Genomic DNA, 21,692 nt, shown 5'->3' with positions numbered 1-21,692 from the left:
GGACAGACGTGAAAGCGATTCAACCTGATCACATTCAGCACTATTTAGACAATCACGTCGCGACACCACTTTTCGTCCATGTCGAGACGACGAACGGTGCCTACGCGACACATAATGACCCGGACTTTCATAACGCCGGGATGTTTATCCGTAATGCCAAAATCGAATACAGCATCGGTCAAATTAAAGGAAATGGTCCCTATCGTGTCGGTTTAAAACTCGATCACGGTTGGCTCTATGTCGAGGGATTGACCGACTATGAAATGCACGAAGAACAGTTGTTACTCGCTGGTCACGATCGTCTCGGTCGTCTCGCATGTGCGCTGCACATCGATATCAAGCCGCTCCCACAAGGCGCATCGGAGGTGGAGAATCAATGAATGGACCGTTACTCGTCATATTCCCACACCCGGACGATGAGGCGTTCAGCTCGGCCGGAACGATTATCCAACATCGTCAAAGAGGACTACCCGTCACATACGTCTGCTTGACGCTCGGTGAAATGGGACGCAACATGGGTTCTCCAATCTTTACGACACGTGAAGAACTGCCGAAAATTCGAAAACATGAACTCGAAGAAGCATGTCGCATGATGGGCATCGAGGACCTGCGCATGTGGGGTCTTCGTGACAAGACCGTCGAATTTGAGGACGAGGCCGAGCTCGCTGGTCGCTTCCGCGCATTGATTGACGAAGTGAAGCCGGAAACCGTCATCTCATTCTATCCAGGATATGCCGTCCACCCGGACCATGAAGCGACAGCCCGTGCCGTCGTACGTGCGCTTCAAGAGATTGGCGAGACGCGCCCTGAGTTCTTAGGTGTCGCCTTTGACCGCCGCACAGAAGACGAACTCGGACAACCTCACGTCATCGTCGATGTAACGGAAGAGAGCGAACAAAAGAAAGATGCCCTGTTTGCCCACCGGTCTCAGACGGAAGGTCTGCTTCGTGCGATCGATAACGCAGAAAACGCCCACGTCATGGAGTTACTCCAACGTGAGCGCTTCTATCATTATCCGTTCTCATGATTCATAGGCTAGACGGGTCATATAAAGCAATGCCCCGACGGTCCCAAGACCGATTAACGTTCCGAATACTACAACGATTTGTCCCATGTTTTCACCTCTTCTAGACTTTACGAACAATTCCATTCATTGGTTTCAAACACGTGCTCTTCGCACGTGTTTTTTTAGAAGTAAAGAACGTAAATCACGATGGCCAATACGATTCGATAGACCGCAAACGGCATCAATTTCACTTTGTTGATCAACTTCAAAAAGAATTTGATCGAAAGAAGTGCGAACAAAAACGCGCTGACGAAACCGACGACAAACACGGGTAACGCATCGAGCGTGAAGTACGTCCATTTGCTGTACAGTGACAACGCACTCGCTCCAAACATGATCGGTACCGCCATGATGAACGTAAAATCTGCCGCTGCCCGGTGACTCATTCCGAGGAGAACCCCTCCAGAAATCGTTGAACCGGACCGAGAGAACCCAGGCCATAGCGAGAAACATTGAATCAACCCGACACCAAGTGCTTGCTTGTACGTGATGTCATCTAGCGTAGCGGTCGTCTGACGCTTCACGCCGGATAAATCTGCGGCAATCATAAAGAATGCCCCAATGACTAACCCAATCAACACCGTCTTAACTGAGAAGAGATGTGTATCGATGTAGTCCTCAAACAGTACACCAAGGACGCCAGCAGGCAGCAATCCGATCAAAATATGTATGAGATTGAACTGACGTGTGGTTCCGCTTTGTCTTAAGGTGAGGAGCGACTTTGGATTCAGTAACGCTTTGAACCGATCTCGAAAGACGACCACGACCGCTAAAATCGACCCTAATTGAATGACGATTTTAAACGTGTTCGCTACTTCCTGACCTAAAAATTGACTCGAATTCAACCAGAGACCGTCCACGAGAATCATATGACCGGTCGACGAGACCGGGGCAAATTCCGTCAATCCCTCGACGACACCTAATAAAAATCCTACAAATAATTCATACCATTCCACATTGTTTCTCCTATTGATTCATCAAGATTGTTCTCATCATACACTTCTCGACACAATCTTTCGTCCGTCTTAAGACGTAAAAACAGACATGGCTTATGACCCATGTCTGTAAAGATTAACGGATAGTCGCATGAACGAACCAAACGACAAGCCCGATTAAGATGAACGCCAAAAATAGCGACGCTGTCGTTCCTACAATAAAGACCAGCCCCAACACAAGGATACCGAGATGCCATAGCATCGAGACAGATGATTCGGTCGTCGCTCGGATATCGGAAGGCACCTGATGATGCAAGAGCCCAAAATAGAGTGGCTCCATCGCACCATACAATAGAGCTAGGAGTCCCATCACACCGATTCCAATCGGACTCGGGAAAAACCCGACGATGAGAAATCCACCGCCCATTAACCAACCGAACCCGTTTAACCAACGCTTGGATGACGCAAATCGTATAAGCGTCCCCGCAAAAAGTTGACCAGGTAACTGAATCAAAAGCAGGACGCTTGAAATGGCACCGAACCAATAGATTGGGATGGATACATCACGTGCATACAGTTGCCAGAACTCATCGATGAAATTGAATGCGGACACGGCTGCCAAAAATCCGATGGTGACGTTACGAATGGATGTGTGCGACCACACAAATTGAAATCCTTTCAACAAGTGCCGCCACGTCAATCGGTCTTCTCCTTCGCCATGAACGGGTTCAACGAGAAATAAGCTACACACGGTCGCCATCAATAAACTGAGAATGGAAAGTCTGTAGTTCCACTCCAATGGAAGGTACTGAGCCAACATACTGCCACTCCATGCCGCCGTCACAGCGGCCATAATCCCAATCGCGTTCAGTTTTCCATGAACCCGTTCGAACGACGACGCTTCATGACTTTCTTGTAAGGACTCGTATAGCAGCGCATTCTCCGCCCCACTTCGAATGACCGACCCAACGGCCGAACAGCTGATGGCGACAAAAAATCCGCTGAAGGTGAACGAGTATAACAAGATCCAAAACGATAACCACTCCAAGGCTACACCTGCCTGAATCAGCCGACGCCGTGTCGTTCGGTCCGCCCACACGCCGGTCGGCACCTCGAACAAGACGATGATGAGCGCATAAATCATCTCCAAGTAGACGACTTCTTGAATGGTGATGCCTCGCGATTCCCAAAACAACCGTTCAATCACGTATGCGGGAATCAGCCCTTCAAACCAACGAATCCACCCTAACCAAACAATGTTTCGACGAACTTAACTCGGTGAACGTGCTCGTTTTTTCATTTAAATCTCCTCCTTACTTGTCTATTCCCGAATACACAAAAAAACCACGAGACGAATCTCGTGGTCGACGTGTTATTTCAATAAGTTGAGCATCTCGCGATTGAATGCTGGAATATCATCCGGCTGACGGCTCGTCACGAGCTGGTTTTGGCAGACGACTACTTCTTTGTCCGCATATTTCGCTCCGGCATACTCCATGTCGACTTTGATCGATTTGTAGCCGGTCGCGTCACGACCTTCTAACGTCTTCGCCGTAATCAACAGCTGTGGTCCGTGACAGATGGCAAAGACAGGCTTTTTCGCATCCATGAAGGCTTTGGCGAACGAGACGAAACGCTCGTCCTCACGCAACAAGTCAGGTGAGAATCCGCCCGGCAAGAGAAGGGCATCAAAATCTTCTGGCGATACATCGTCAATCGATTGGTCGATGTTCACTTTCGCCTCCCCTTGTTTCCCTTCTACCGTATTACCCGCTTTCTTCTCGATCGTCACGACATCATGTCCCGCCTCCACCAATGCGTCACGGGGACCCGTGAATTCTACATCTTCAAACATATCCGTAATGAGCGTTGCTACTTTTGCCATATCCTAAACACTCCCTTTGTTTGTTTTATGCACATAGGGACTGTTCCACAGGCATGAATCACTTAAACATCTCAAGTGGCATTCAACGGAATTTCGAGACGTATGGATTGTCGCGTTCAAAGAAGCGATACGGGTAGTCACGTGCCTCGCCCGTGTTCGGGATCCCGATACGGGGACCCGCCTCAATCACTACTCCTGCCTCACCCTCCGCGATGTAGAGTGGGTCTTGTTGAAAGGAATGGCCGTATAGATCCATTGTGATTCCGAGTGCTTTCGTCAACTTCCCTGGTCCGTTCGTCTGGTCATATCGCTTCACTCCGGGACGGTTCGAAGCAATCCATTCATGTCCTTGAATCGGTTCGACGGCTCGAATCAACACGGCTTCCGGTGTACCAACCGGACCACTGACCACGTTCAGGAGCGTATGTGTATGCATTTGATACGTGTATACATGCCCAGGTTGTCCGAACATGACTTCCGTTCGTTTCGTTCGACGCCCTCCGAAGCTATGCGCCGCCCGGTCGATGGCACCGAGGTAAGCCTCTGTCTCGACAATCTTCGCGATGATGTCACCTTCTGGATGTCGCCGCACCAAATATTGACCGAGTAAGGCGCGTGCCAATTCGAGTGTCGGTTGTTCATAAAATGCTAGATCGAGTCGCTTCATGGTTCCACCTCCGTTTCTCCTATTTTCTCAAAAGTCATATGTTGCACACAAAAAAGATGCCCTGCATGGCAGGACACCTCGATATTATGATGCGATTTTTAGCGATTCACGTTGCTTCCCCAATCGGACGTATCCCAAGATGATGGAGAAGACCGGGCTGAGCCAGAGGAAGAACGCAAATGGTGCGTATTCCAATACAGGCACGCCGAGTGTCGCTGCGAAGAACGCTCCGGAGACACCCCAAGGTATGAGCGGGTTGATGACGGTCCCGCCATCTTCAAGTGCCCGTGACAAGTAGCGCGGGTCGATCCCACGATCGATAAACCCTTGCTTGAACGCCTGACCCGGCAAGAGAATCGACAAGTACTGTTCTCCCGCGAGCAAGTTGACACCGATTGAACTGAGGACAACTGATAGGACCGAGCTCCCTGGTGACTTCAAACGCTCGAGCAACGATTCAACGATGGCTTGGAAGATACCGAGTTCACGTAATAAGCCACCGAACGCGAGGGCGATCAAGACGAGACTGACCGACCAGAGCATCGATTCAAGACCACCTTTATCGAGTACATTCGCAATCAATTCATTTTCGACATCTGACTTAAAGCCCGACTGCATGACACCGAGCCAGTTCGAGATGCTCCAGTTGCCTTGAACAAAACCGGCCGTCAACACACCGGCGAACATCCCAACAAGCATCGTCGGCAAGACCGGCATCCGACGGAACGCAAGCACTGCGACGAGCACAGGGGCAATCAACGTGAGCCATGAGAGGTCGAAACGTCCGCTGAGCGCGGCTTGCGCCTCTGCGATTTGTGCCGTGTCGGCAGTTTGACCGCTACGTCCGAGGAACATGAATAAAATCAACGTGATGATGAACGCTGGAATCGTCGTCCCCATCATGAAGCGAATGTGGTCGAACAGTTTGACCCCCGCCACTGCCGGCGCAAAGTTCGTCGTATCCGACAACGGGCTCATCTTGTCTCCGAAGAGGGCGCCCGACACGATGGCACCTGCAGCGAGCGCTGGCGAGATGCCCAGTGCCGTTCCGATTCCGAACAAGGCGACACCGACCGTTCCGACGGTTGTAAAGGCGCTTCCTGTGAATGTCGAAACGATCATCGTGATCAATAAGACACTCGGCAAGAACCATTCAGCAGAGATTGTATTTAGACCGATGGAGAGGATCGTCGCGACCGTCCCGGACATTTGCCATACTCCGATGAGCATCCCGATCAACAACAAAATCAACACCGGCATGATCGCTTCACGAATTCCGTTGATCATCGCCGTTTCAATCTGTTTGAAGTCGCGTGAACGATAATACGCGTATCCACCTACTATTACCATTGTGCCAAAAATCGCCATATGTGGCGTCGCTTTGGCCAAAAACATCAGTGCGAGCAAGGTGATCCCGCTCATCAACACGACGAATACAGCTTCTTTTCCTTTCATCTGCATCGACGTCCCCTCCTTTCGTTATATCTTTATGATTTATTATTTCGCCTAACCGCTTAAACGCTTTTATGCACAAAAGCATGTCAGTGATGTTTTTTACTATACTCGCTTCCTTTCTCCCTGTCAAACGTCTTTTTATGATAAATTATATGCTTGAGGGTGACCTCCGGAGTTCGTAACCTCCTCCGACATCAAAACTAGCGAAAAGGAAGTGTGCTTCATGCAACACGAAAAAGCATTGGTCGTCTTTAGTGGTGGCCAAGATTCAACCACTTGCCTGTTTTGGGCAAAACAACAATTCTCTCATGTGGAGGCGGTGACGTTCGCATATGGTCAACGCCATGATGCGGAAATCGAGGTCGCCAAAGAAATCGCGGCAGAGCTCGATGTCCCACACCACATCCTCGACTTGTCCCTACTCGGACAACTCACATCGAACGCGCTCACGAGACACGATCTCGACATCGACAATGCGGATGTTCCAAATACGTTCGTCGATGGACGCAACCATCTATTCTTATCATTTGCGGCCGTCATGGCCAAACAACTCGGTATGCATCACATCGTGACCGGTGTATGTGAAACGGACTTTTCAGGTTACCCGGATTGCCGAGACCAATTCATCAAATCACTCAATGTGACACTCAATTTAGCGATGGATTATCCATTCGTCATCGACACACCGCTCATGTGGCTCGATAAAAAAGAGACGTGGGCTCTCGCCGACGAACTCGGTGCCTTTGACTATGTCAAAGAACGCACGCTTACTTGCTACAACGGTGTCATCGGTTCAGGTTGTGGAGAATGTCCGGCGTGTAAGCTTCGTCAAAACGGACTTACAGCTTACGAGGAGGTGCGCGTATGAAACATGCTCCATTCCTCGCTCCGACCAGTGTCGAATCAAAGCAAGAAGGATCGCTCATCTACTGTCCGCATCGCGTTCAAATCGTCAAAGAAGTAACGTTCGACGCAGCGCACCATCTCTTTGACTATGACGGCAAATGTCGTGCCCTTCATGGTCATACGTATAAGCTCCAGATGGGTGTCAGCGGCTTTCTCGACAATCGCGGCATGACGCTCGACTTTGGTGATTTGAAAAAGATCTTCAAAGAAGAGCTTGAGCCGTATCTCGATCATCGCTATTTGAACGAGTCACTCCCTTATATGAATACAACTGCAGAAAACATGTGTTATTGGATTTTTGAACAACTGGCGACACACTTGCCAAATGAACGCGACGTCCGTGTCGAGTTCGTCCGTCTGTATGAAACGCCAACGTCTTACGCTGAGTTCCGCCGTGAATGGTTGGTGGAATCGTGAAAATCCCTGTTCTTGAAGTGTTCGGACCGACCTTTCAAGGAGAAGGACGCGCCATCGGACAAAAGACGATGTTCGTCCGGACCGCCGGTTGCGATTATCGCTGTTCGTGGTGCGATTCCGCCTTTACGTGGGACGGTTCAGAAAAACCGGACATGCTGACAGCCGATGAGGTCATCGCTCGCCTAGACGCACTGGGTATGTACGATTACGTCACCATCTCGGGTGGCAATCCGCTCCTCATCGCGGCAATGGAAGACCTCGTTGTGAAGTTGAAAGAACGTGGTGTCACACTCGCTGTCGAGACGCAAGGTAGCCGCTATCAAGACTGGCTCACACAAATCGATGACGTGACCCTCAGTCCGAAACCTCCATCGTCTGGTATGAAGACCAACTGGGAGCAACTCGACGCCATCGTCGAACGGTTGCGCCCGGAGCAGACGACATTCAAAGTTGCTGTCTTTGATGAAGTGGACCTTGCCTACGCGAAAGAAGTGCAGCAGCGCTACTCACCGGACGTCATGTATTTGTCGGCTGGTAACCCGGAGCCCGGTGCAGACGGCGACATCACCGATGCCCAGCTCCGTCGTTTGAAACAACTATGGGAAGACGTTGCACGTGATCCGTCATGGCAAAGCGTCCGCGTCCTACCACAACTACACACATTACTGTACGCCAACGAACGTGGCGTCTAAGGAGAATGAACATGAGACCAGAAGACTTACAAGACCTCTCGCTCCTCGGACAGAAGAGCGTCCCATATATTTTTGAATACACACCTGACGTCCTTGAGGCGTTCCCGAATCGTCATCCTGAGAACGACTACTTCGTGAAATTCAACGCACCCGAATTTACATCGTTGTGCCCGATCACGAACCAACCGGACTTCGCAACCATCTACATCTCGTACATCCCGGATGAGAAACTCGTCGAGTCGAAGTCGTTGAAGTTGTACTTGTTCAGCTTCCGTAACCACGGTGACTTCCACGAGAACTGCATCAATGTCATCGGGAAAGATCTCGTCAAGTTGATGGAGCCGCGCTATCTCGAAGTGTGGGGGAAATTCACACCACGTGGCGGTATCTCGATCGATCCGTACTACAACTACGGAAAACCGGGTACGAAGTACGAAAAAATGGCGGAGCATCGTCTGTTCAACCATGACCTGTATCCAGAGACGGTTGACAACCGTTAATTGAAAAGTAGGCGCTCCATCTGGAGTCGCCTACTTTTTTTGATAGCGATGAATCTGTCGCTTAATCGGTTCGCGGAACACGGTCGCAACGAGCGTCAACACGAGCATGATCCCAAATGCCAAGGCGATGAGCGTCCAATCCCCACTGGCGATACTACTCCCGAGAAAATTGTTCGCAAACGCTCCGGGAATCATACCGACGACGGTCGCAAACAGATAGGCGAGTACGTTTACTTTTGCCAAACCAGAAGCATAGCTGACCAAATCGAAATTGACGAGCGGGATGAGACGTAAGATGAGGACGTAAAAGAAACCATCTTCTTCGATTTTATGCTGAAGGGCTTCGTAATTCGTTGATTCGAAGTGATGCAGGAAACGATCGCCGAAATAAATTGCCACATAATACGCAACAAGCGCACTCAACGTCGCCCCGATGACGGTATAGATGACGCCCGGTAACATCCCAAACGCCAATCCTCCGGCGACCGACAAGACGGACGTGGGAAACAAGATGAGCGGACGAACGGTGAACAATAAAATGTAAATGAGCGGAGCCAACCATCCGAATTGAATGATGTAGTCTCGTATATCGCCTGGGCTTACATCAACCCACTGATAAAGGAATGTCGCCGTCCCGAACAGGAGTAGGACGAGTGCAATCATCCATTGTATCTTCCACTTTTTCATCGTCCTCCTCCTCTCTATTTGCTTTTATTCCCGTAATCTAGGATGTCATCCACCTTTTTTCAGCCATCTCGATGTGGTACGGTTAGAAAAAGCAGAAGGAGGAAATCGATATGAACCTTGCAGATGCCCTAACATTGAAACAGTTGCTCCATGAGCAAATCGATACATTGACCGAAGAGATTGAGCACGTGGCGTTCATCTCGCTTCAAGCGAATGAATCCATTCCGACCATTCAGTCCCGTTCCCTTCAAGACATCGAGATGGAACTGGAACACATTCGTCTAGACTTACGTCAGCTCGACCGTCTCATTCAAGAGGCGAACGTCCAAGCCGTCGTTGAGACGCATGACGGTCCACTCCCGCTCGTCGAGGCAATCGAGCTCGCCATTCAGTTACGTGTCCAGGCACGACTTTATGAGAAATTATCGCTTCGTCCGAAGAAAGACTATGTGCATGGGGTTGCCGTGATCAAACACGCCTTATATGACCCCGAACTATATCGTTTAAAAGCACGCGATATTAAGAAGCGTGCCATTCGAATCGAAAGTGCCATTCAGGCCGTCCGCTATCAGACCAATATCGACTTTGATGCTTCACGATACATGTAAAAAAGCGAAGGAGTCCCTTCGCTTTTTTACATGTGGTCATGGTGATGGTGGTGGATATCATGATGACTCGATGAAGAAGAACGTCGACGTGGTGGTGCCTCATCGGCAAATTTTTCTCCGTCTAAAATCCCGAGACGCTTATATTGACGATCGACCCGCTCTTTCGTCTCTTCGCGAACAGCGTCAGACTCCATCACCAATTGATAGCATCCGAGCGCGACACGGAACGGCTCCATGCGTGTCCGTTCAATCGAGAAGGAATCGATGCCCCGTAAATAGTCTGCTAAGCGCTCAGCCGTATCGTCGGCCGGGTCATCGGCGAGCTGCGAGGCGAAGCGTTGTAAGTCCTTCAATGTATTTGATGTTTTAGAGTAGCTCACTCCCGATTTGATAAATCCAAATATAATCAGACCGAACACAACCATGAAAATGATTGGAAACACACCAAATAGTCCGCTAAAGAATGAGTCCCCTATCGAGCTATCGAACGGATCCCCGCCAAATCCAAATATTATCATTTCAAATTCCCCCTTTTTCTTTATGTACGTTCATTCAGTCGAATCGGTTTCAACAAAAAAACCGCGATCACACGACCGCGGCATCGATTCAACTGTTCAGTTGTTTCTCCATCATGATGCGCGGCTCGCCATCTTCGGTGTAGGCGCCCATGATGTCATATCCGCAAAGGAGATTCAAGATGATGACCCCTTTGTTCGTATTGCGTGCTTTCGTCCGAATCGAATGGAACCCTTGCGCTTCGACCCATTCGAGTTGCGTGTCCATCAGCTTGCGACCGATGCCATGCTTTTGGAAGTCCGGGTGTACGCCGCCCGCCCAGCTATAAAACCGATAAGGCTCCGCCTCATAACCGATTTTAAAGCCGACCAGTTGCTCTTCCGAAAAGGCTAGGAGCACTAACGGATTGGCGTGTCGATACAGGCGCTCTTTAAATCGCAGCTGATCGAGGTCACCATATAACGTGCGATATAGTCGGAAAAAGTCCTCTTCAAAATCTTTAAAGTTGTTCGTCACATCTTTTACGATAAATGAACTCGTCGTACTCATCGTGCCATCCCCTTTCAGTTTCTGGACAAAGATTCCGTACGTCTGTTCATTTCGCCGTTCATTCTGAATTTCCTGTCTCCCGTTCAAAAGCTGTGACACCTTTTTGTTTATATAGTCCGAGCGTACGCTTCGGCAAACTCTTGACCATCCAGTCTTTGAAGATGCGCGCTTGGTCTTCGACCGGAAGCTCGTAGCCATCCGTCACGATATGTCGTGACCGTGTCGTGACATCGTACAAGGAAATCGCCGCCGCCACGGAGATGTTCAAACTTTGTACGTATCCTTGCATCGGAATAACAAAGTTCCCGTCCGCCTTATGAAGTGCTGTTTCCGAGACACCACTATGTTCATTCCCGAATAGCAGAACGGTCGGCTTCGACACATCCACCTCTTCGAGCGGAATTGCTTCCTCACTCAATGCCGTCGCATATACTTGATAACCGTCTTCTTTTAAAGCGTCAATCGCCTCTTCGATGGAGCCATGCTCGACGACGTCCACCCAACGGTCGGCACTCTTGGCGATAATCGAGTTCGGTTTGAACTTCGCACGCCCTTCGACGACGTGTAACGTCTGCACCCCGAACGCATCGGCCGAACGCAATACGGCAGATTGATTGTGCGGATCGTCCACACCTTCCGTCAAAATCGTGATATGGTTCGTTCGTGTATTCAATACTTCATACATCCGTTTGATTCGATCTGGCATGAGCATCTCATATAGAGGAAGATCGTCTTCCTGCAATACACCCTTCCGCAACAACTCTTCTTTTAATTCAATCTGCTCGTCTTTCGTCAAAGCAGATGTTGTCTGTCTCCAACCCATCTTTCTCGCTCCCTTCAACCTATCATATTGTAGCTAGATTCGATTCGACTGACAAGTTCGCCTCACATCTGCTATTCTCACTTCGGAAATGAAAACAAATGAAAATAGCGAAAACGGTTGCACGAATTTATGCAATCGATTACAATTATTTATGCAAGCGATTGCACTATTGGTAGACACAAAAATAGATAAAACTCCCTCATAGGAAGGAAGCGTATAGCATGAAACAATTGATCTCATTCGATTTCTGGCAAAAACTCGGTAAGGCCTTGATGGTCGTCATCGCCGTTATGCCAGCTGCCGGCTTGATGATTTCCATCGGTAAATTGATTGGAATGTCAGCCGGAGATGTCGGTATCTTATTAACAACAGCTCGTATCATTGAAGATTTAGGTTGGGGCATCATCGTCAACTTACATATCCTCTTCGCAGTCGCGATTGGTGGTTCGTGGGCAAAAGATCGTGCCGGCGGTGCATTCGCAGCACTTCTCGCCTTCATCTTGATCAACCGTGTCACAGGTGCCATCTTCGGTGTCAACAGTGACATGCTTCAAGATCCAGAAGCGACAATCGAGTCACTCTTCGGTGCGAACCTTGTCGTCGCTGATTACTTCACATCTGTACTCGGCTCACCTGCCCTCAACATGGGTGTGTTCGTCGGGATTATCGCCGGTTTCCTCGGTGGTGCACTATATAACCGTTTCTACAACTTCAACAAGTTGCCGAACGCTCTCTCGTTCTTCAACGGGAAGCGCTTCGTACCATTCGTCGTTATCCTTGGTTCAGTCGTTGCTGCCCTCGTTCTATCGATTGTATGGCCAACCATCCAAGGTGCGCTCAACAGCTTTGGTGAATGGATTGCCACATCACGTAACACGGCGCCAGTCCTCGCTCCGTTCATTTATGGTGCACTCGAACGTCTCCTCTTACCGTTCGGTTTACACCACATGCTCACAGTACCAATGAACTACACAGAGCTCGGTGGAACATACACAATTTTAACAGGTGCGACAGCTGGATCGGTCGTTGCCGGTCAAGACCCACTCTGGTTGGCATGGGTAACAGACCTCGTCAACTTGCGTGCTGCTGGTGATACGGCCGCATACAACACGCTTCTCGCTGATGTCGTTCCAGCACGCTTCAAAGTCGGTCAAGTCATCTTGTCATTCGCTGCATTGATTGGTGCCGCGTATGCGATGTACCGCAACGTCGACGCGGATAAGAAGGCACAATACAAGCCGATGTTCTTATCAGCCGGACTCGCTGTCTTCTTGACAGGTGTCACAGAACCGATCGAATTCATGTTCATGTTCGTCGCACCAGTCCTTTATGTGGTGTACGCGCTCATGGCCGGCGCTGCCTTCGCATTGGCAGATATCATCGACCTACGCGTCCACGCTTTCGGTGCAATCGAACTCTTGACGCGCATTCCGATGATCGTCAAAGCAGGACTTCTTCAAGACTTGATCAATTTCGTGCTCGTCTCTGTCGTGTTCTTCTTCCTCAACTTTGGTGTCTTCAACTTCTTCATCAAGAAGATGAACTTGCCGACACCTGGACGTAACGGGAACTACATGGAAGAAACAACAGAAAAATCATCCGTTACAGGTAACGAACAAGTCATGGGGATTATCGCACTTCTCGGTGGGGAAGAAAACATTGAGGATGTCGACGCATGTATGACGCGTCTTCGTGTGACCGTGAAAGACGTTACACTCGTCTCTGATGAACAAGAATGGAAGAAAAATGGCGCCATGGGTCTTATCGTGAAAGATCGTGGAGTCCAAGCCATCTATGGCCCGAAAGCCGACGTATTGAAATCAGACATTCAAGACGTCATCGGTGCATAATCTACTGGCCAACTCACTCGAGAGTTGGCCTTTTTCTAAAGGAGGACTATCGTGAATATTTTTACGCTCAATTGTCATGCCTGGTTAGAAGACCGCCAACAAGAGAAAATCGACGCGATTGTCGAACGTATCGCAAGCGAAGAGTATGACTTCATCGCGCTCCAAGAAGTCAATCAACATAAAGAGGCCCCACTCATCTATAAGAACATCCGTGAAAACAACTTCGCACACGTCCTCGTCGAGCGCCTGAAAGAGTTAGATCTTCACTATCACATGACATGGGACTTTGCCCATTACGGATATGATATTTACGAGGAAGGCGTCGCCATCTTATCACGGACACCGTTTCTATCGACCGAGTCGTTCTTCGTATCCAAGACGACGGACCCTGACAATTACAAGTCCCGTAAAATTGTCAAAGCCGTGATTGAAGGTCCTGAAACGCCGACGACCGTCTACTCGTGTCACCTCGGATGGTGGCATGATGAAGATGAGCCAGTGAAGTATCAACTCGACGAACTTCTCCGTCGCGTGGAGCATGACGACCATGCGCTCCTACTCGGTGATTTCAACAACGATGCCTTCATTCGAGGCGAAGGATACGATTACTTGATGGAGAATGGACTTCAAGACTTGTTCCACCTCGCAACGGAACGTGAAGGCGATGCGACGGTACAAGGAAAAATCGCCGGGTGGGACGAAAACAAAAAATCGCTACGCATCGACTTGATGTTGACGAACGCACCCATTCACGTCTCCCGTCATGCCGTCGTCTTCGATGGGGAGAACGGCCCCGTCGTCTCCGACCACGCCGGTGTCGAAGCCACTGTATTTTGGCGCTGATTCACCTTTTTCTTCCGACTTGGGAGAAAAGGGTTTTTCTTTTGGGGAAAATCTTGTAACGTGATAAAAGACTGATGTCTAACTACTAATGAATGAAATAGAAAGAAGTGTTTGAACATGAAGACAAGCTCGCTCAGTCGAAGCGACTGGACTTTAGTTTTATCCCTATCCTTATTAACCTTCGTTCTCGGAACGAGTGAATTTGTCATCGTCGGCATTTTGCCTGATATCGCAAGCGGTCTATCCATTTCCATCGCGACAGCAGGAAGTCTCGTATCGGCATTCGCTATCAGCTTTGCCGTCGGCACGCCAATCACGATGTCCTTGACGAGCCATCTTCCAAAACGTAAATTGATGCTCGGCTTGACGATTCTCTTCACCGTCCTGAACTTATTAAGCAGTCTCGCTCCCATGTATGAGTGGTTACTCGTCTTGCGAATGCTGACGGCTGTCGTCACAGGTGTCTTAATTTCGCTTGCCATGCTCGTTGCTAGCGAGAGCGTCCCTCCGGCAAAACGGGGTGTGGCCGTGTCCTTTATTTTCGGTGGATTCACAATGGCGAACGTGTTCGGGGTTCCGATCGGAACGTTCATCGGACAACAGGCAGGATGGGAGTCCACGTTTTGGTTGACGACTCTGTTTGGTGCAGTCGCCTGGATTGCCATTTATCGTGTCTTGCCGAATCAATTGTCTCAAGAAAAAGCATCACTCCGTGAACAAATGGCACTCCTGACGAATCCGCGTATCTTGATCGCCTTCTTGATTCCGGCGTTCGGTTTCGGGGCGACGTATGTCATATATACGTATCTCGTGCCGATTTTAAAAGATGTCCTCGGCGTCCCGGCCGCTTGGGTCAGTCCGATTTTATTCGCCTACGGATTCATCTCGATCTTCAGTAATATCGCTGCCGGAAAGATCGCCAGTCACAATCCGATCGGACGCTTACGGTTCGTCTTTCTCGTCCAGGCGTTCGTCCTGGCCGCGTTATTCGTGACGACGTCGAATGTGACGCTCGGTCTCCTCAATATCGCCCTCATGTCGTTCATGGCGATTTTATTGACGACATCGACTCAGATTTATTTGATCGATTTGGCGGAGAAGTTCAATCCGAACGCCAAAGGTCTCGCCTCATCACTTATGCCTGTGGCGAGTAACGTCGGAATCGGACTTGGTTCCGCTCTTGGTGGTGTCGTCTACGCGACGAGCCCTATCATGACGCTCGCGCTCGTCGGTGGTTTGGTCGCCCTCGTCACAGCCGGGTTGACCGCAGTCAGTTATTCACTCGATCAACGCTAAAACGTGCGCACCTCGATGAAGGTGCGCACGTTTTTTATAACCATTCGAGAATTGCTGATAGGACTTCGTCGAGTTGTTCTTTCGATGTGAGCGGACTTTCCTGATCGCCTTTTTGTGGACCATACATTCCGAAGTTGGCATGATTCCCGCCTTCGATTTGTACGAATTGACTATCGGCAGGTAGGTCGCTTCGGCTCGCCTCGATGTCTTCCGGGACAGCCAATCCATCCAACTCACCCGAGATGGATAGCACGCGTAAGTCACTATCGACCATCGAGCTGATCGGATATGATGCGAGGAAAATGACACCTTCTACCGACTCTTGATGCTCAAGCGCGTAACCCGACGCCGCCGAACCTCCGAGTGAATGACCGGCTACGATCCAGCGTTCAATCTCCGGATGTGCCTCGATGATTGGATCGGCTGCGTCGATATCTAAAATGCCTAAGTTGAGTCGAAGCGACGGAATGGCGACGAAATACCCTTCCTCGGCTAAACGTGTTCCATAATACGCATACGCCTCTTTCTCCACTTTCGCCCCTGGATAAAGAATGATTCCGACCTCACTCGTCGGATCTCCAAACTCGAGACGGTTGTCGACCACTTTCCCCTCTTCGGTATACCGTGTCGCTTCATCGGTCGGTTCGTACGTGAACTGCGTCCAAATTAAAAAGCCTGCTACCGCGATGATTAGCAATCCTACGATTGAGAGTGCGGTCCACTTGAAGAATTTCTTCATTATATAGCCTCCATTTGCATCCACTTCATCATAACGTTACACTAATAAGAAAAAGCATGATCAGGGGGACACCATGACCAGAAGTAATGTAACCACGACGATTCAGTGGTTTATTTTTATTTTAGCTACAAATATTGTACCACCACTCTCCATCGCCGCCTTGTTTGAACTGTCGCCAGATGAGACGATGACCTTCATCTCCCGCTCACTCTTCATCTTCGCACTCTTCAGCATCATCCAAACGTTGCTCGGCCATCGCCTCCCGATACTCGAAGGACCTGCCGGCATTTGGTGGGGTGTCTTCACTTTATACGCTTCCATCGGTCCCGCTCTATACGGAAGTCAGCAAGAGACCTTGCAAGCACTCGGATTCATGCTGTTTTTGAGTGGAATCCTTGGTGTGTTGTTGACCGTCACTGGTATCTTAAGACGCATGCTCGCCCTGTTTACACCGCAAGTGCTCGGCGTCTATATGATTTTGCTCGTCCTTCAATTATCAGGGGCCGTCATTAAAGGTGGCTTTGGGGTGACGGAAGACGGAATCAACGTCGTTCAGGCAGTGGCGACGGCAGGTCTCGTCTTGTTCGCACTCACGCTCGAGCAAAGTCGCTTTAAACAATATGGACTCGTCATGACGCTATTCGTCGGGTTCGGCTTGTTCCATTTACTCGACCTTGGAAATCCAATCGTTCGTTCGGAATCTTTCTTCCTCGTACCGGAGCTTCTTCCGTTCGGAAATTGGGTGTGGGATTGGAACTTGTTGCCGACGGCTTTCGTCATCACCCTACTTCTCATGACGAACGTCCTTGCGAACATCAAGTTGATTGAGCGCATCGTCAGTTCTCGCGAAAAACGAGAAATCAAAGGAAACGTTCCTGCATCAGGTGTCGCCAGTGGCGTCAGTCAAATCGTGGCTGGTCTGTTCGGCACACCGGGTCCTGTCGCCATCTCCGGGACAGCTGGTTTTCTCTCTTCGACGGAGAGCGTCCAGCGTACCCCGCATTTGATTGCCCACGCCCTCATGATGTCGTTAGCACTCATCGGTCCATTCGTCTCGTTGATTGCGAGCATCCCGGCCGCTGTCGGTTATGCAATCGTGACACCGCTCATTGCAACGATGATCATCATCGGAATCAATGAGGCGGCCTTTGAATTGAAGCAGTCCACCGCATCTCTCACGGTCGGACTCCCGCTCGTCATCGGTGCCGGGGCGATGCTTCTGCCACCCGGATCAATGAATGAGTTACCACCGCTTCTTGCGACCGTCTTCTCTAACGGACTCGTCCTCGGGACGATTGTCGCCTTAACAACTGCCATCTTAAGTAAAATCAAGGATTGAAAAAAGAACTGGCCATATCGGTCAGTTCTTTTCACGTACATGCATATGGTAACGGGCATCGTGCGGTAAAACAGCGCCTTCTTCTTGTTCGAAATGCGCACGGTCTTTCCAATAACGAACGACTGACGAAGTATCACGATGCAGGGCGCGTTGTAGCGCTTGTTTTGCCGTGACAGGCGTTTCGTCATCGTTTTTCAATTCAAGTCCCATCAGTTTATAACCGATTGTTTGTCCACCTCGACTCATTTGCCAGGCTTCCATGGCATATGTCAGTAGTGTCGGTGTGATGACCGCATGCACAAACTCGTTCTTAACTTTCTTTCGCACGAGCTGTTCCACGCCAACGCTGACGAGACCTGCAATGACACTGTCAATCATGACTGCTTTGGTTCGCTTTTTTGTCAATGGATTCATCGGCTCATCCTCTGCATCATCCCTGACGTCAACACTTCGATTCCTTCGCCTTCTTCAGACGCCATAATCAAGGCACGAGCGACATGCAACGCTTGAATCGGTGCGACTTCCGGTGTCTTCTCAAGCAAGATTGACTGGAACGGTCGACTGATGACCTCGGCCGCCTTCTCCCCGAAGCGGAATGAATCACGCTCTCCGAGTAACAGAGAAGGACGGGCGATAATCAAGTGATGGAAGTTGAAAATACGTAACGCGTTCTCAAGCTCCCCTTTCACACGGTTGTAAAAGAAAGTCGAACGCAATGATGCGCCTTGTGCCGATACGACCGCATAGCGCGTCGCACCGTGTGCCTTGGCGACACGGGCGACTTCAAGTGGTAATTCTAAATCAACTTGTTTGAACGCTTCTTGCGAGCCAGCTACCGCAATCGTTGTGCCGAGCGCACAGTACACGTCGTCGATCTGTGGAAGGGATGAATCCATCTCCTCGAAACCGACGATCTCATGTAACTTCGGATGACTCCAACGCTTCGAGCGACGGACAACGATCCAGACCGCATCATAACGGTCACTCTCTAACAACTGTTCAACCAATTCGCGACCAATCAAGCCGGTCGCGCCTACGACAAGTGCAGTTTTCCCCATTCGTGACTCCTCCTAGACTACTATTTCCTTCAGTCTAGCTGACTTGCCGTTCCTCGGCAATGATTGTCCCGGGACGGAATCGGTCCATCATACGGAAAAATCCGTTCAATGCGAGCGCCGTGAATGAGCCTGCCACGATAGCACTATCCGTGAACAACTGCAGCCACTCCGGCATGTTTGCGACGATGGCTGGATTGGCGGTAATACCGAGCCCAACACCGATTGAGAGGGCAATGGTGATCAAATTCTCGTTTTTCGAAAAGTCGACCTGGCTCAGAATCCGAATTCCAGAAGCGGCGACTGTTCCGAACATGACGAGCATCGCTCCCCCAAGCACAGGTTTTGGAATCAATGTCGTGAACGTAGCGACTTTCGGAAGGAAGCCGAGCAAGATGAGCAATCCGCCTGTCCAAAAGATGACGCGACGCGATTTCACACCTGACAATTGAACGAGTCCAACGTTTTGACTGAACGTCGTGTACGGGAAACTGTTGAAAATCCCTCCGAGAATCGTTGCGACGCCTTCCGCACGATACCCTTTCGTCAATTCTTTCGCACCGATTGGTTGTTTCGTGATATCGCTGAGCGCCAAGAACACCCCTGTCGATTCAATCATCGAGATGATGGCGACGAGCGTCATGACGAGGATGGCAGACACGTCAAATGTCGGCATCCCGAAGTAGAACGGCTGGACCATTTGGAACCATCCTGCTTCACGAACAGGACTGAAATCGACGAGACCGAGCGAAGCGGCTACCCCTGTTCCAACCAATACGGCAAAGAGGACGGCAGCAGCACGCGTGAAGACGGTCCCGACACGGTTCAAGACGAGAATGAGTAGAATCGTTAAACCACCTAATCCGAGATTCTGCATCGATGCGAACCCTGGTTCACTTGGCATCCCGCCACCGATGTCATTGACGGCGACCGGAATCAGCGAGAGACCGATGATCGTCACGACCGAACCGAGCACGACCGGCGGGAAGAAGCGCGCAAGTTTCCCGACAAATCCAGAAATGAGGATGACAATGAGACCGCTCGCAATCAACGCGCCATAAATGGCAGTGATCCCGTTCGCGCTTCCGATGGCGATCATCGGACCGACCGCCGTGAACGTGCATCCGAGGACGACCGGCAATCCGACACCCGTAAAGCGTGTCGTCCATACTTGTAATAACGTCGCCACACCACACATGAATAAATCAATTGCGACGAGATAGGCGAGTTCGGTTGGACCAAGCCCGATGGCACCCCCGACGATGAGCGGAACGATTGCCGCTCCCGTGTACATCGCGAGTAGATGCTGGAATCCTAGACTAGCTGTCTTGAACGTATTCATCGAACGACCTCCACGAACGAGATATGGTCTTTCTCTAATTTCGCAATGCGTGCCAACGATTCGACGCGATAGCCACGCTCGATCAATTTATCGCGCCCTGGTTGGAATGACTTTTCGATGACAATCCCAACGCCCGCGACCTCTGCACCTGCCGCTTCTACGAGTTGTGTCAGTCCGAGTGCCGCTTCCCCATTCGCGAGGAAGTCATCGATGACAAGAACACGTTCGCCTGGTAAGACGAAGCGTCGGCTCAAGCTGATGCGGTTCGTCTCTTGTTTTGTGAACGAATAAACGTCCGCTTCCACGAGGTCGTCTTGGAGTGTCAGCGATTTTCGTTTACGCGCGAATACGAACGGGATGCCCATCTCAAGCGCCGTCATCATCGCCGGCGCAATCCCACTCGATTCCAGTGTGACGATGCGGTCTATTTGAGCGTCTTTGAAACGTTCTGCGAATTCTTTACCGATGCCTTTCATGAGTACCGGGTCGACCTGATGATTCAAGAAAGCGTCGACTTTCAACACTTGGTCGGAAAGGGCCCGACCTTCTTCACGGATTTTGTCTTCTAACTGCTTCATTGTTTTCCCTCCAATAAAAAATGCGATTCGTCACCCCTCATCGGGAGGCAACGAACCGCATGGAAATCAACGATAGCATACGACAAGCGCCACCCGTAGTCGAACCATTTACGGTAGTTCGGTAGAGACTTGCGGACCATATTTCCGCTGATATACGAGTGCGAATCTATTTATATAAGATAGACCTTATTGTAGACGAGCTGACGAGAAATGCAATAGGTTGGAATCAAACGGTGAAATGTTCGATTTTTCTGAAACTGCTGTATACTGTAGATATTGGATATGAGAGAGGAGCCTTGCCCTTATGAAGTTATTCGTATTAGGCGCAACCGGTCGGACCGGACATCAATTCATCGATCAAGCCATCGAGCACGGTCATGATGTCACCGCGTTCGTCCGTGAACAGAAAAAGTTGATCCGGACGCCACAACTCGAAATCATTGAAGGCGACTTATATGATGTCGACGCATTGACGGAAGCGATGCATGGTCACGATGCGGTCGTCAGTTGTCTCGGAACGGATTTGAGCGACCCAGACTTTTTAGCGAGTGTCACGGACAAGCTTGTCCCTGCGATGAAGGCAAACAATGTTTCACGTATCATCTATCTCGCTTCAGCGGGAATCGACAATGAGATTCCGGGCCTTGCAGGGAAAGCCATTACGTTCATGCTCCGGAAACCGCTCCGTGATCATCGGGCAGCCGTGGACTTATGGCGAAATTCGTCATTCGATTATACGATTGTACGACCGATGCAATTGACGGACGGTCCTCGCACCTCGACATATCGCACGGCCATCGATGAAGTGCCAGAGAACGGGAAGCACATCTCACGGGCAGACGTCGCCCAGTTCATGCTTCATACGATTGAAGAACAGGAACACGTACGAGAGTCGGTCGGACTGGCGTACTAATTTGATTCAATTCATGCTACAATATCGGGTA

The 21,692-nt window shown here is 50.1% G+C and carries 26 protein-coding genes and 1 riboswitch; of the genes, 12 read left to right on the top strand and 14 right to left on the bottom strand.

What is annotated here, in order from left to right; translation table 11 throughout:
• Positions 1-8 precede the first annotated feature (8 nt).
• Both IRJ25_RS11780 and bshB2 read left to right on the top strand, forming a co-directional pair.
• Positions 9-380 carry a YojF family protein gene (locus IRJ25_RS11780; protein ID WP_074034952.1) on the top strand — a complete coding sequence of 124 codons (372 nt, stop codon included), beginning with the start codon at positions 9-11 and terminating at the stop codon, positions 378-380.
• The gene (gene bshB2, locus IRJ25_RS11775; protein ID WP_078146120.1) at positions 377-1,027 is read left to right on the top strand and encodes a bacillithiol biosynthesis deacetylase BshB2; all 651 of its coding nucleotides are present in this window, start codon (positions 377-379) and stop codon (positions 1,025-1,027) included. Before IRJ25_RS11780 ends, bshB2 begins: the two co-directional genes overlap by 4 nt.
• A gap of 161 nt (positions 1,028-1,188) precedes the next feature.
• Here bshB2 and IRJ25_RS11770 read toward each other — a convergent pair whose 3' ends face one another.
• The 5 genes from IRJ25_RS11770 to nhaC form a co-directional block, all read right to left on the bottom strand.
• Complete coding sequence (locus tag IRJ25_RS11770; RefSeq protein WP_269318344.1) at positions 1,189-2,022, bottom strand: undecaprenyl-diphosphate phosphatase; 834 nt, start codon at positions 2,020-2,022, stop codon at positions 1,189-1,191.
• Between the two features lie 115 nt (positions 2,023-2,137).
• A complete protein-coding gene (locus IRJ25_RS11765) occupies positions 2,138-3,208 on the bottom strand; it encodes an MFS transporter (RefSeq protein ID WP_269318343.1) in 1,071 nt (356 codons plus the stop codon).
• Between the two features lie 165 nt (positions 3,209-3,373).
• Positions 3,374-3,886 (bottom strand): type 1 glutamine amidotransferase domain-containing protein, encoded by a 513-nt coding sequence (locus IRJ25_RS11760; protein ID WP_269318342.1) that lies wholly within the window; start codon positions 3,884-3,886, stop codon positions 3,374-3,376.
• An 82-nt stretch (positions 3,887-3,968) separates the two neighbouring features.
• A complete protein-coding gene (locus tag IRJ25_RS11755) occupies positions 3,969-4,553 on the bottom strand; it encodes a DNA-3-methyladenine glycosylase (protein WP_078146117.1) in 585 nt (194 codons plus the stop codon).
• Positions 4,554-4,637: 84 nt separating this feature from the next.
• On the bottom strand, positions 4,638-6,014 hold the full coding sequence (gene nhaC / locus IRJ25_RS11750; RefSeq protein ID WP_214685118.1) for a Na+/H+ antiporter NhaC: 1,377 nt from the start codon (positions 6,012-6,014) through the stop codon (positions 4,638-4,640).
• A 217-nt stretch (positions 6,015-6,231) separates the two neighbouring features.
• Between nhaC and queC the strand changes: the two genes are divergently transcribed.
• The 4 genes from queC to queF are packed head-to-tail and all read left to right on the top strand — an operon-like array spanning position 6,232 to position 8,523.
• Positions 6,232-6,876, top strand: coding sequence for a 7-cyano-7-deazaguanine synthase QueC (queC, locus tag IRJ25_RS11745; RefSeq protein WP_015880476.1), 645 nt, complete (start codon positions 6,232-6,234; stop codon positions 6,874-6,876).
• Positions 6,873-7,331 (top strand): 6-carboxytetrahydropterin synthase QueD, encoded by a 459-nt coding sequence (gene queD / locus IRJ25_RS11740; protein WP_015880475.1) that lies wholly within the window; start codon positions 6,873-6,875, stop codon positions 7,329-7,331. The genes queC and queD overlap by 4 nt, the downstream gene beginning before the upstream one ends.
• Complete coding sequence (gene queE / locus IRJ25_RS11735; protein ID WP_159563338.1) at positions 7,313-8,023, top strand: 7-carboxy-7-deazaguanine synthase QueE; 711 nt, start codon at positions 7,313-7,315, stop codon at positions 8,021-8,023. The genes queD and queE overlap by 19 nt, the downstream gene beginning before the upstream one ends.
• Before the next feature lie 11 nt (positions 8,024-8,034).
• The gene (gene queF / locus IRJ25_RS11730) at positions 8,035-8,523 is read left to right on the top strand and encodes a preQ(1) synthase (RefSeq protein ID WP_015880473.1); all 489 of its coding nucleotides are present in this window, start codon (positions 8,035-8,037) and stop codon (positions 8,521-8,523) included.
• A 30-nt stretch (positions 8,524-8,553) separates the two neighbouring features.
• On the opposite strand, the gene IRJ25_RS11725 is transcribed toward queF, so the two are convergent.
• Complete coding sequence (locus IRJ25_RS11725) at positions 8,554-9,210, bottom strand: TVP38/TMEM64 family protein (protein WP_214813601.1); 657 nt, start codon at positions 9,208-9,210, stop codon at positions 8,554-8,556.
• A 110-nt stretch (positions 9,211-9,320) separates the two neighbouring features.
• Between IRJ25_RS11725 and IRJ25_RS11720 the strand changes: the two genes are divergently transcribed.
• Entirely contained in the window at positions 9,321-9,818 is a 498-nt protein-coding gene (locus tag IRJ25_RS11720) for a hypothetical protein (RefSeq protein WP_269318341.1), read from the top strand.
• 26 nt (positions 9,819-9,844) lie between these two features.
• Here the strand turns inward: IRJ25_RS11720 and IRJ25_RS11715 are convergent, their stop codons facing one another.
• From IRJ25_RS11715 to IRJ25_RS11705, 3 genes are all read right to left on the bottom strand, one after another.
• A complete protein-coding gene (locus IRJ25_RS11715; RefSeq protein WP_269318340.1) occupies positions 9,845-10,336 on the bottom strand; it encodes a hypothetical protein in 492 nt (163 codons plus the stop codon).
• Between the two features lie 88 nt (positions 10,337-10,424).
• Positions 10,425-10,883, bottom strand: a complete 459-nt coding sequence (locus IRJ25_RS11710; RefSeq protein WP_237708235.1) for a GNAT family N-acetyltransferase — start codon at positions 10,881-10,883, stop codon at positions 10,425-10,427.
• 58 nt (positions 10,884-10,941) lie between these two features.
• Entirely contained in the window at positions 10,942-11,706 is a 765-nt protein-coding gene (locus IRJ25_RS11705; protein ID WP_214685110.1) for a TrmH family RNA methyltransferase, read from the bottom strand.
• Positions 11,707-11,927: 221 nt separating this feature from the next.
• On the opposite strand from IRJ25_RS11705, the gene IRJ25_RS11700 reads away from it, so the two are divergent.
• From IRJ25_RS11700 to IRJ25_RS11690, 3 genes are all read left to right on the top strand, one after another.
• The gene (locus IRJ25_RS11700; RefSeq protein ID WP_078146107.1) at positions 11,928-13,556 is read left to right on the top strand and encodes a PTS transporter subunit IIBC; all 1,629 of its coding nucleotides are present in this window, start codon (positions 11,928-11,930) and stop codon (positions 13,554-13,556) included.
• Positions 13,557-13,607: 51 nt separating this feature from the next.
• Positions 13,608-14,399 carry an endonuclease/exonuclease/phosphatase family protein gene (locus tag IRJ25_RS11695; protein ID WP_269318339.1) on the top strand — a complete coding sequence of 264 codons (792 nt, stop codon included), beginning with the start codon at positions 13,608-13,610 and terminating at the stop codon, positions 14,397-14,399.
• A 117-nt stretch (positions 14,400-14,516) separates the two neighbouring features.
• Positions 14,517-15,695, top strand: coding sequence for an MFS transporter (locus tag IRJ25_RS11690; protein WP_269318338.1), 1,179 nt, complete (start codon positions 14,517-14,519; stop codon positions 15,693-15,695).
• Positions 15,696-15,729: 34 nt separating this feature from the next.
• Here IRJ25_RS11690 and IRJ25_RS11685 read toward each other — a convergent pair whose 3' ends face one another.
• Complete coding sequence (locus IRJ25_RS11685) at positions 15,730-16,434, bottom strand: alpha/beta hydrolase (protein WP_269318337.1); 705 nt, start codon at positions 16,432-16,434, stop codon at positions 15,730-15,732.
• Positions 16,435-16,507: 73 nt separating this feature from the next.
• On the opposite strand from IRJ25_RS11685, the gene IRJ25_RS11680 reads away from it, so the two are divergent.
• Positions 16,508-17,773: a purine/pyrimidine permease gene (locus IRJ25_RS11680; RefSeq protein ID WP_214691322.1), complete on the top strand. Its 1,266-nt coding sequence runs from the start codon at positions 16,508-16,510 to the stop codon at positions 17,771-17,773.
• Positions 17,774-17,794: 21 nt separating this feature from the next.
• On the opposite strand, the gene IRJ25_RS11675 is transcribed toward IRJ25_RS11680, so the two are convergent.
• From IRJ25_RS11675 to IRJ25_RS11660, 4 genes are read right to left on the bottom strand one after another with little or no spacing between them, the layout of a single operon-like run.
• On the bottom strand, positions 17,795-18,187 hold the full coding sequence (locus IRJ25_RS11675; protein WP_269318336.1) for an RDD family protein: 393 nt from the start codon (positions 18,185-18,187) through the stop codon (positions 17,795-17,797).
• The gene (locus IRJ25_RS11670) at positions 18,184-18,831 is read right to left on the bottom strand and encodes an NAD(P)H-binding protein (protein ID WP_078146102.1); all 648 of its coding nucleotides are present in this window, start codon (positions 18,829-18,831) and stop codon (positions 18,184-18,186) included. The genes IRJ25_RS11675 and IRJ25_RS11670 overlap by 4 nt, the downstream gene beginning before the upstream one ends.
• Positions 18,832-18,865: 34 nt before the next feature.
• Positions 18,866-20,170, bottom strand: coding sequence for a nucleobase:cation symporter-2 family protein (locus IRJ25_RS11665; RefSeq protein ID WP_269318335.1), 1,305 nt, complete (start codon positions 20,168-20,170; stop codon positions 18,866-18,868).
• Positions 20,167-20,748 carry a xanthine phosphoribosyltransferase gene (locus tag IRJ25_RS11660; protein ID WP_074034982.1) on the bottom strand — a complete coding sequence of 194 codons (582 nt, stop codon included), beginning with the start codon at positions 20,746-20,748 and terminating at the stop codon, positions 20,167-20,169. Before IRJ25_RS11660 ends, IRJ25_RS11665 begins: the two co-directional genes overlap by 4 nt.
• Positions 20,749-20,824: 76 nt before the next feature.
• Positions 20,825-20,926, bottom strand: a riboswitch (purine riboswitch).
• A 126-nt stretch (positions 20,927-21,052) separates the two neighbouring features.
• Between IRJ25_RS11660 and IRJ25_RS11655 the strand changes: the two genes are divergently transcribed.
• A complete protein-coding gene (locus tag IRJ25_RS11655) occupies positions 21,053-21,661 on the top strand; it encodes an NAD(P)-dependent oxidoreductase (protein ID WP_074034983.1) in 609 nt (202 codons plus the stop codon).
• The last annotated feature ends 31 nt before the right edge of the window (positions 21,662-21,692 follow it).

Source organism: Exiguobacterium sp. KJ 601 (genome assembly GCF_027161185.1).
GTDB classification, from domain to species: domain Bacteria; phylum Bacillota; class Bacilli; order Exiguobacteriales; family Exiguobacteriaceae; genus Exiguobacterium; species Exiguobacterium profundum.
Note: the sequence above shows the minus strand (reverse complement) of the source record. Positions and strands in the feature narration are given on the sequence as shown.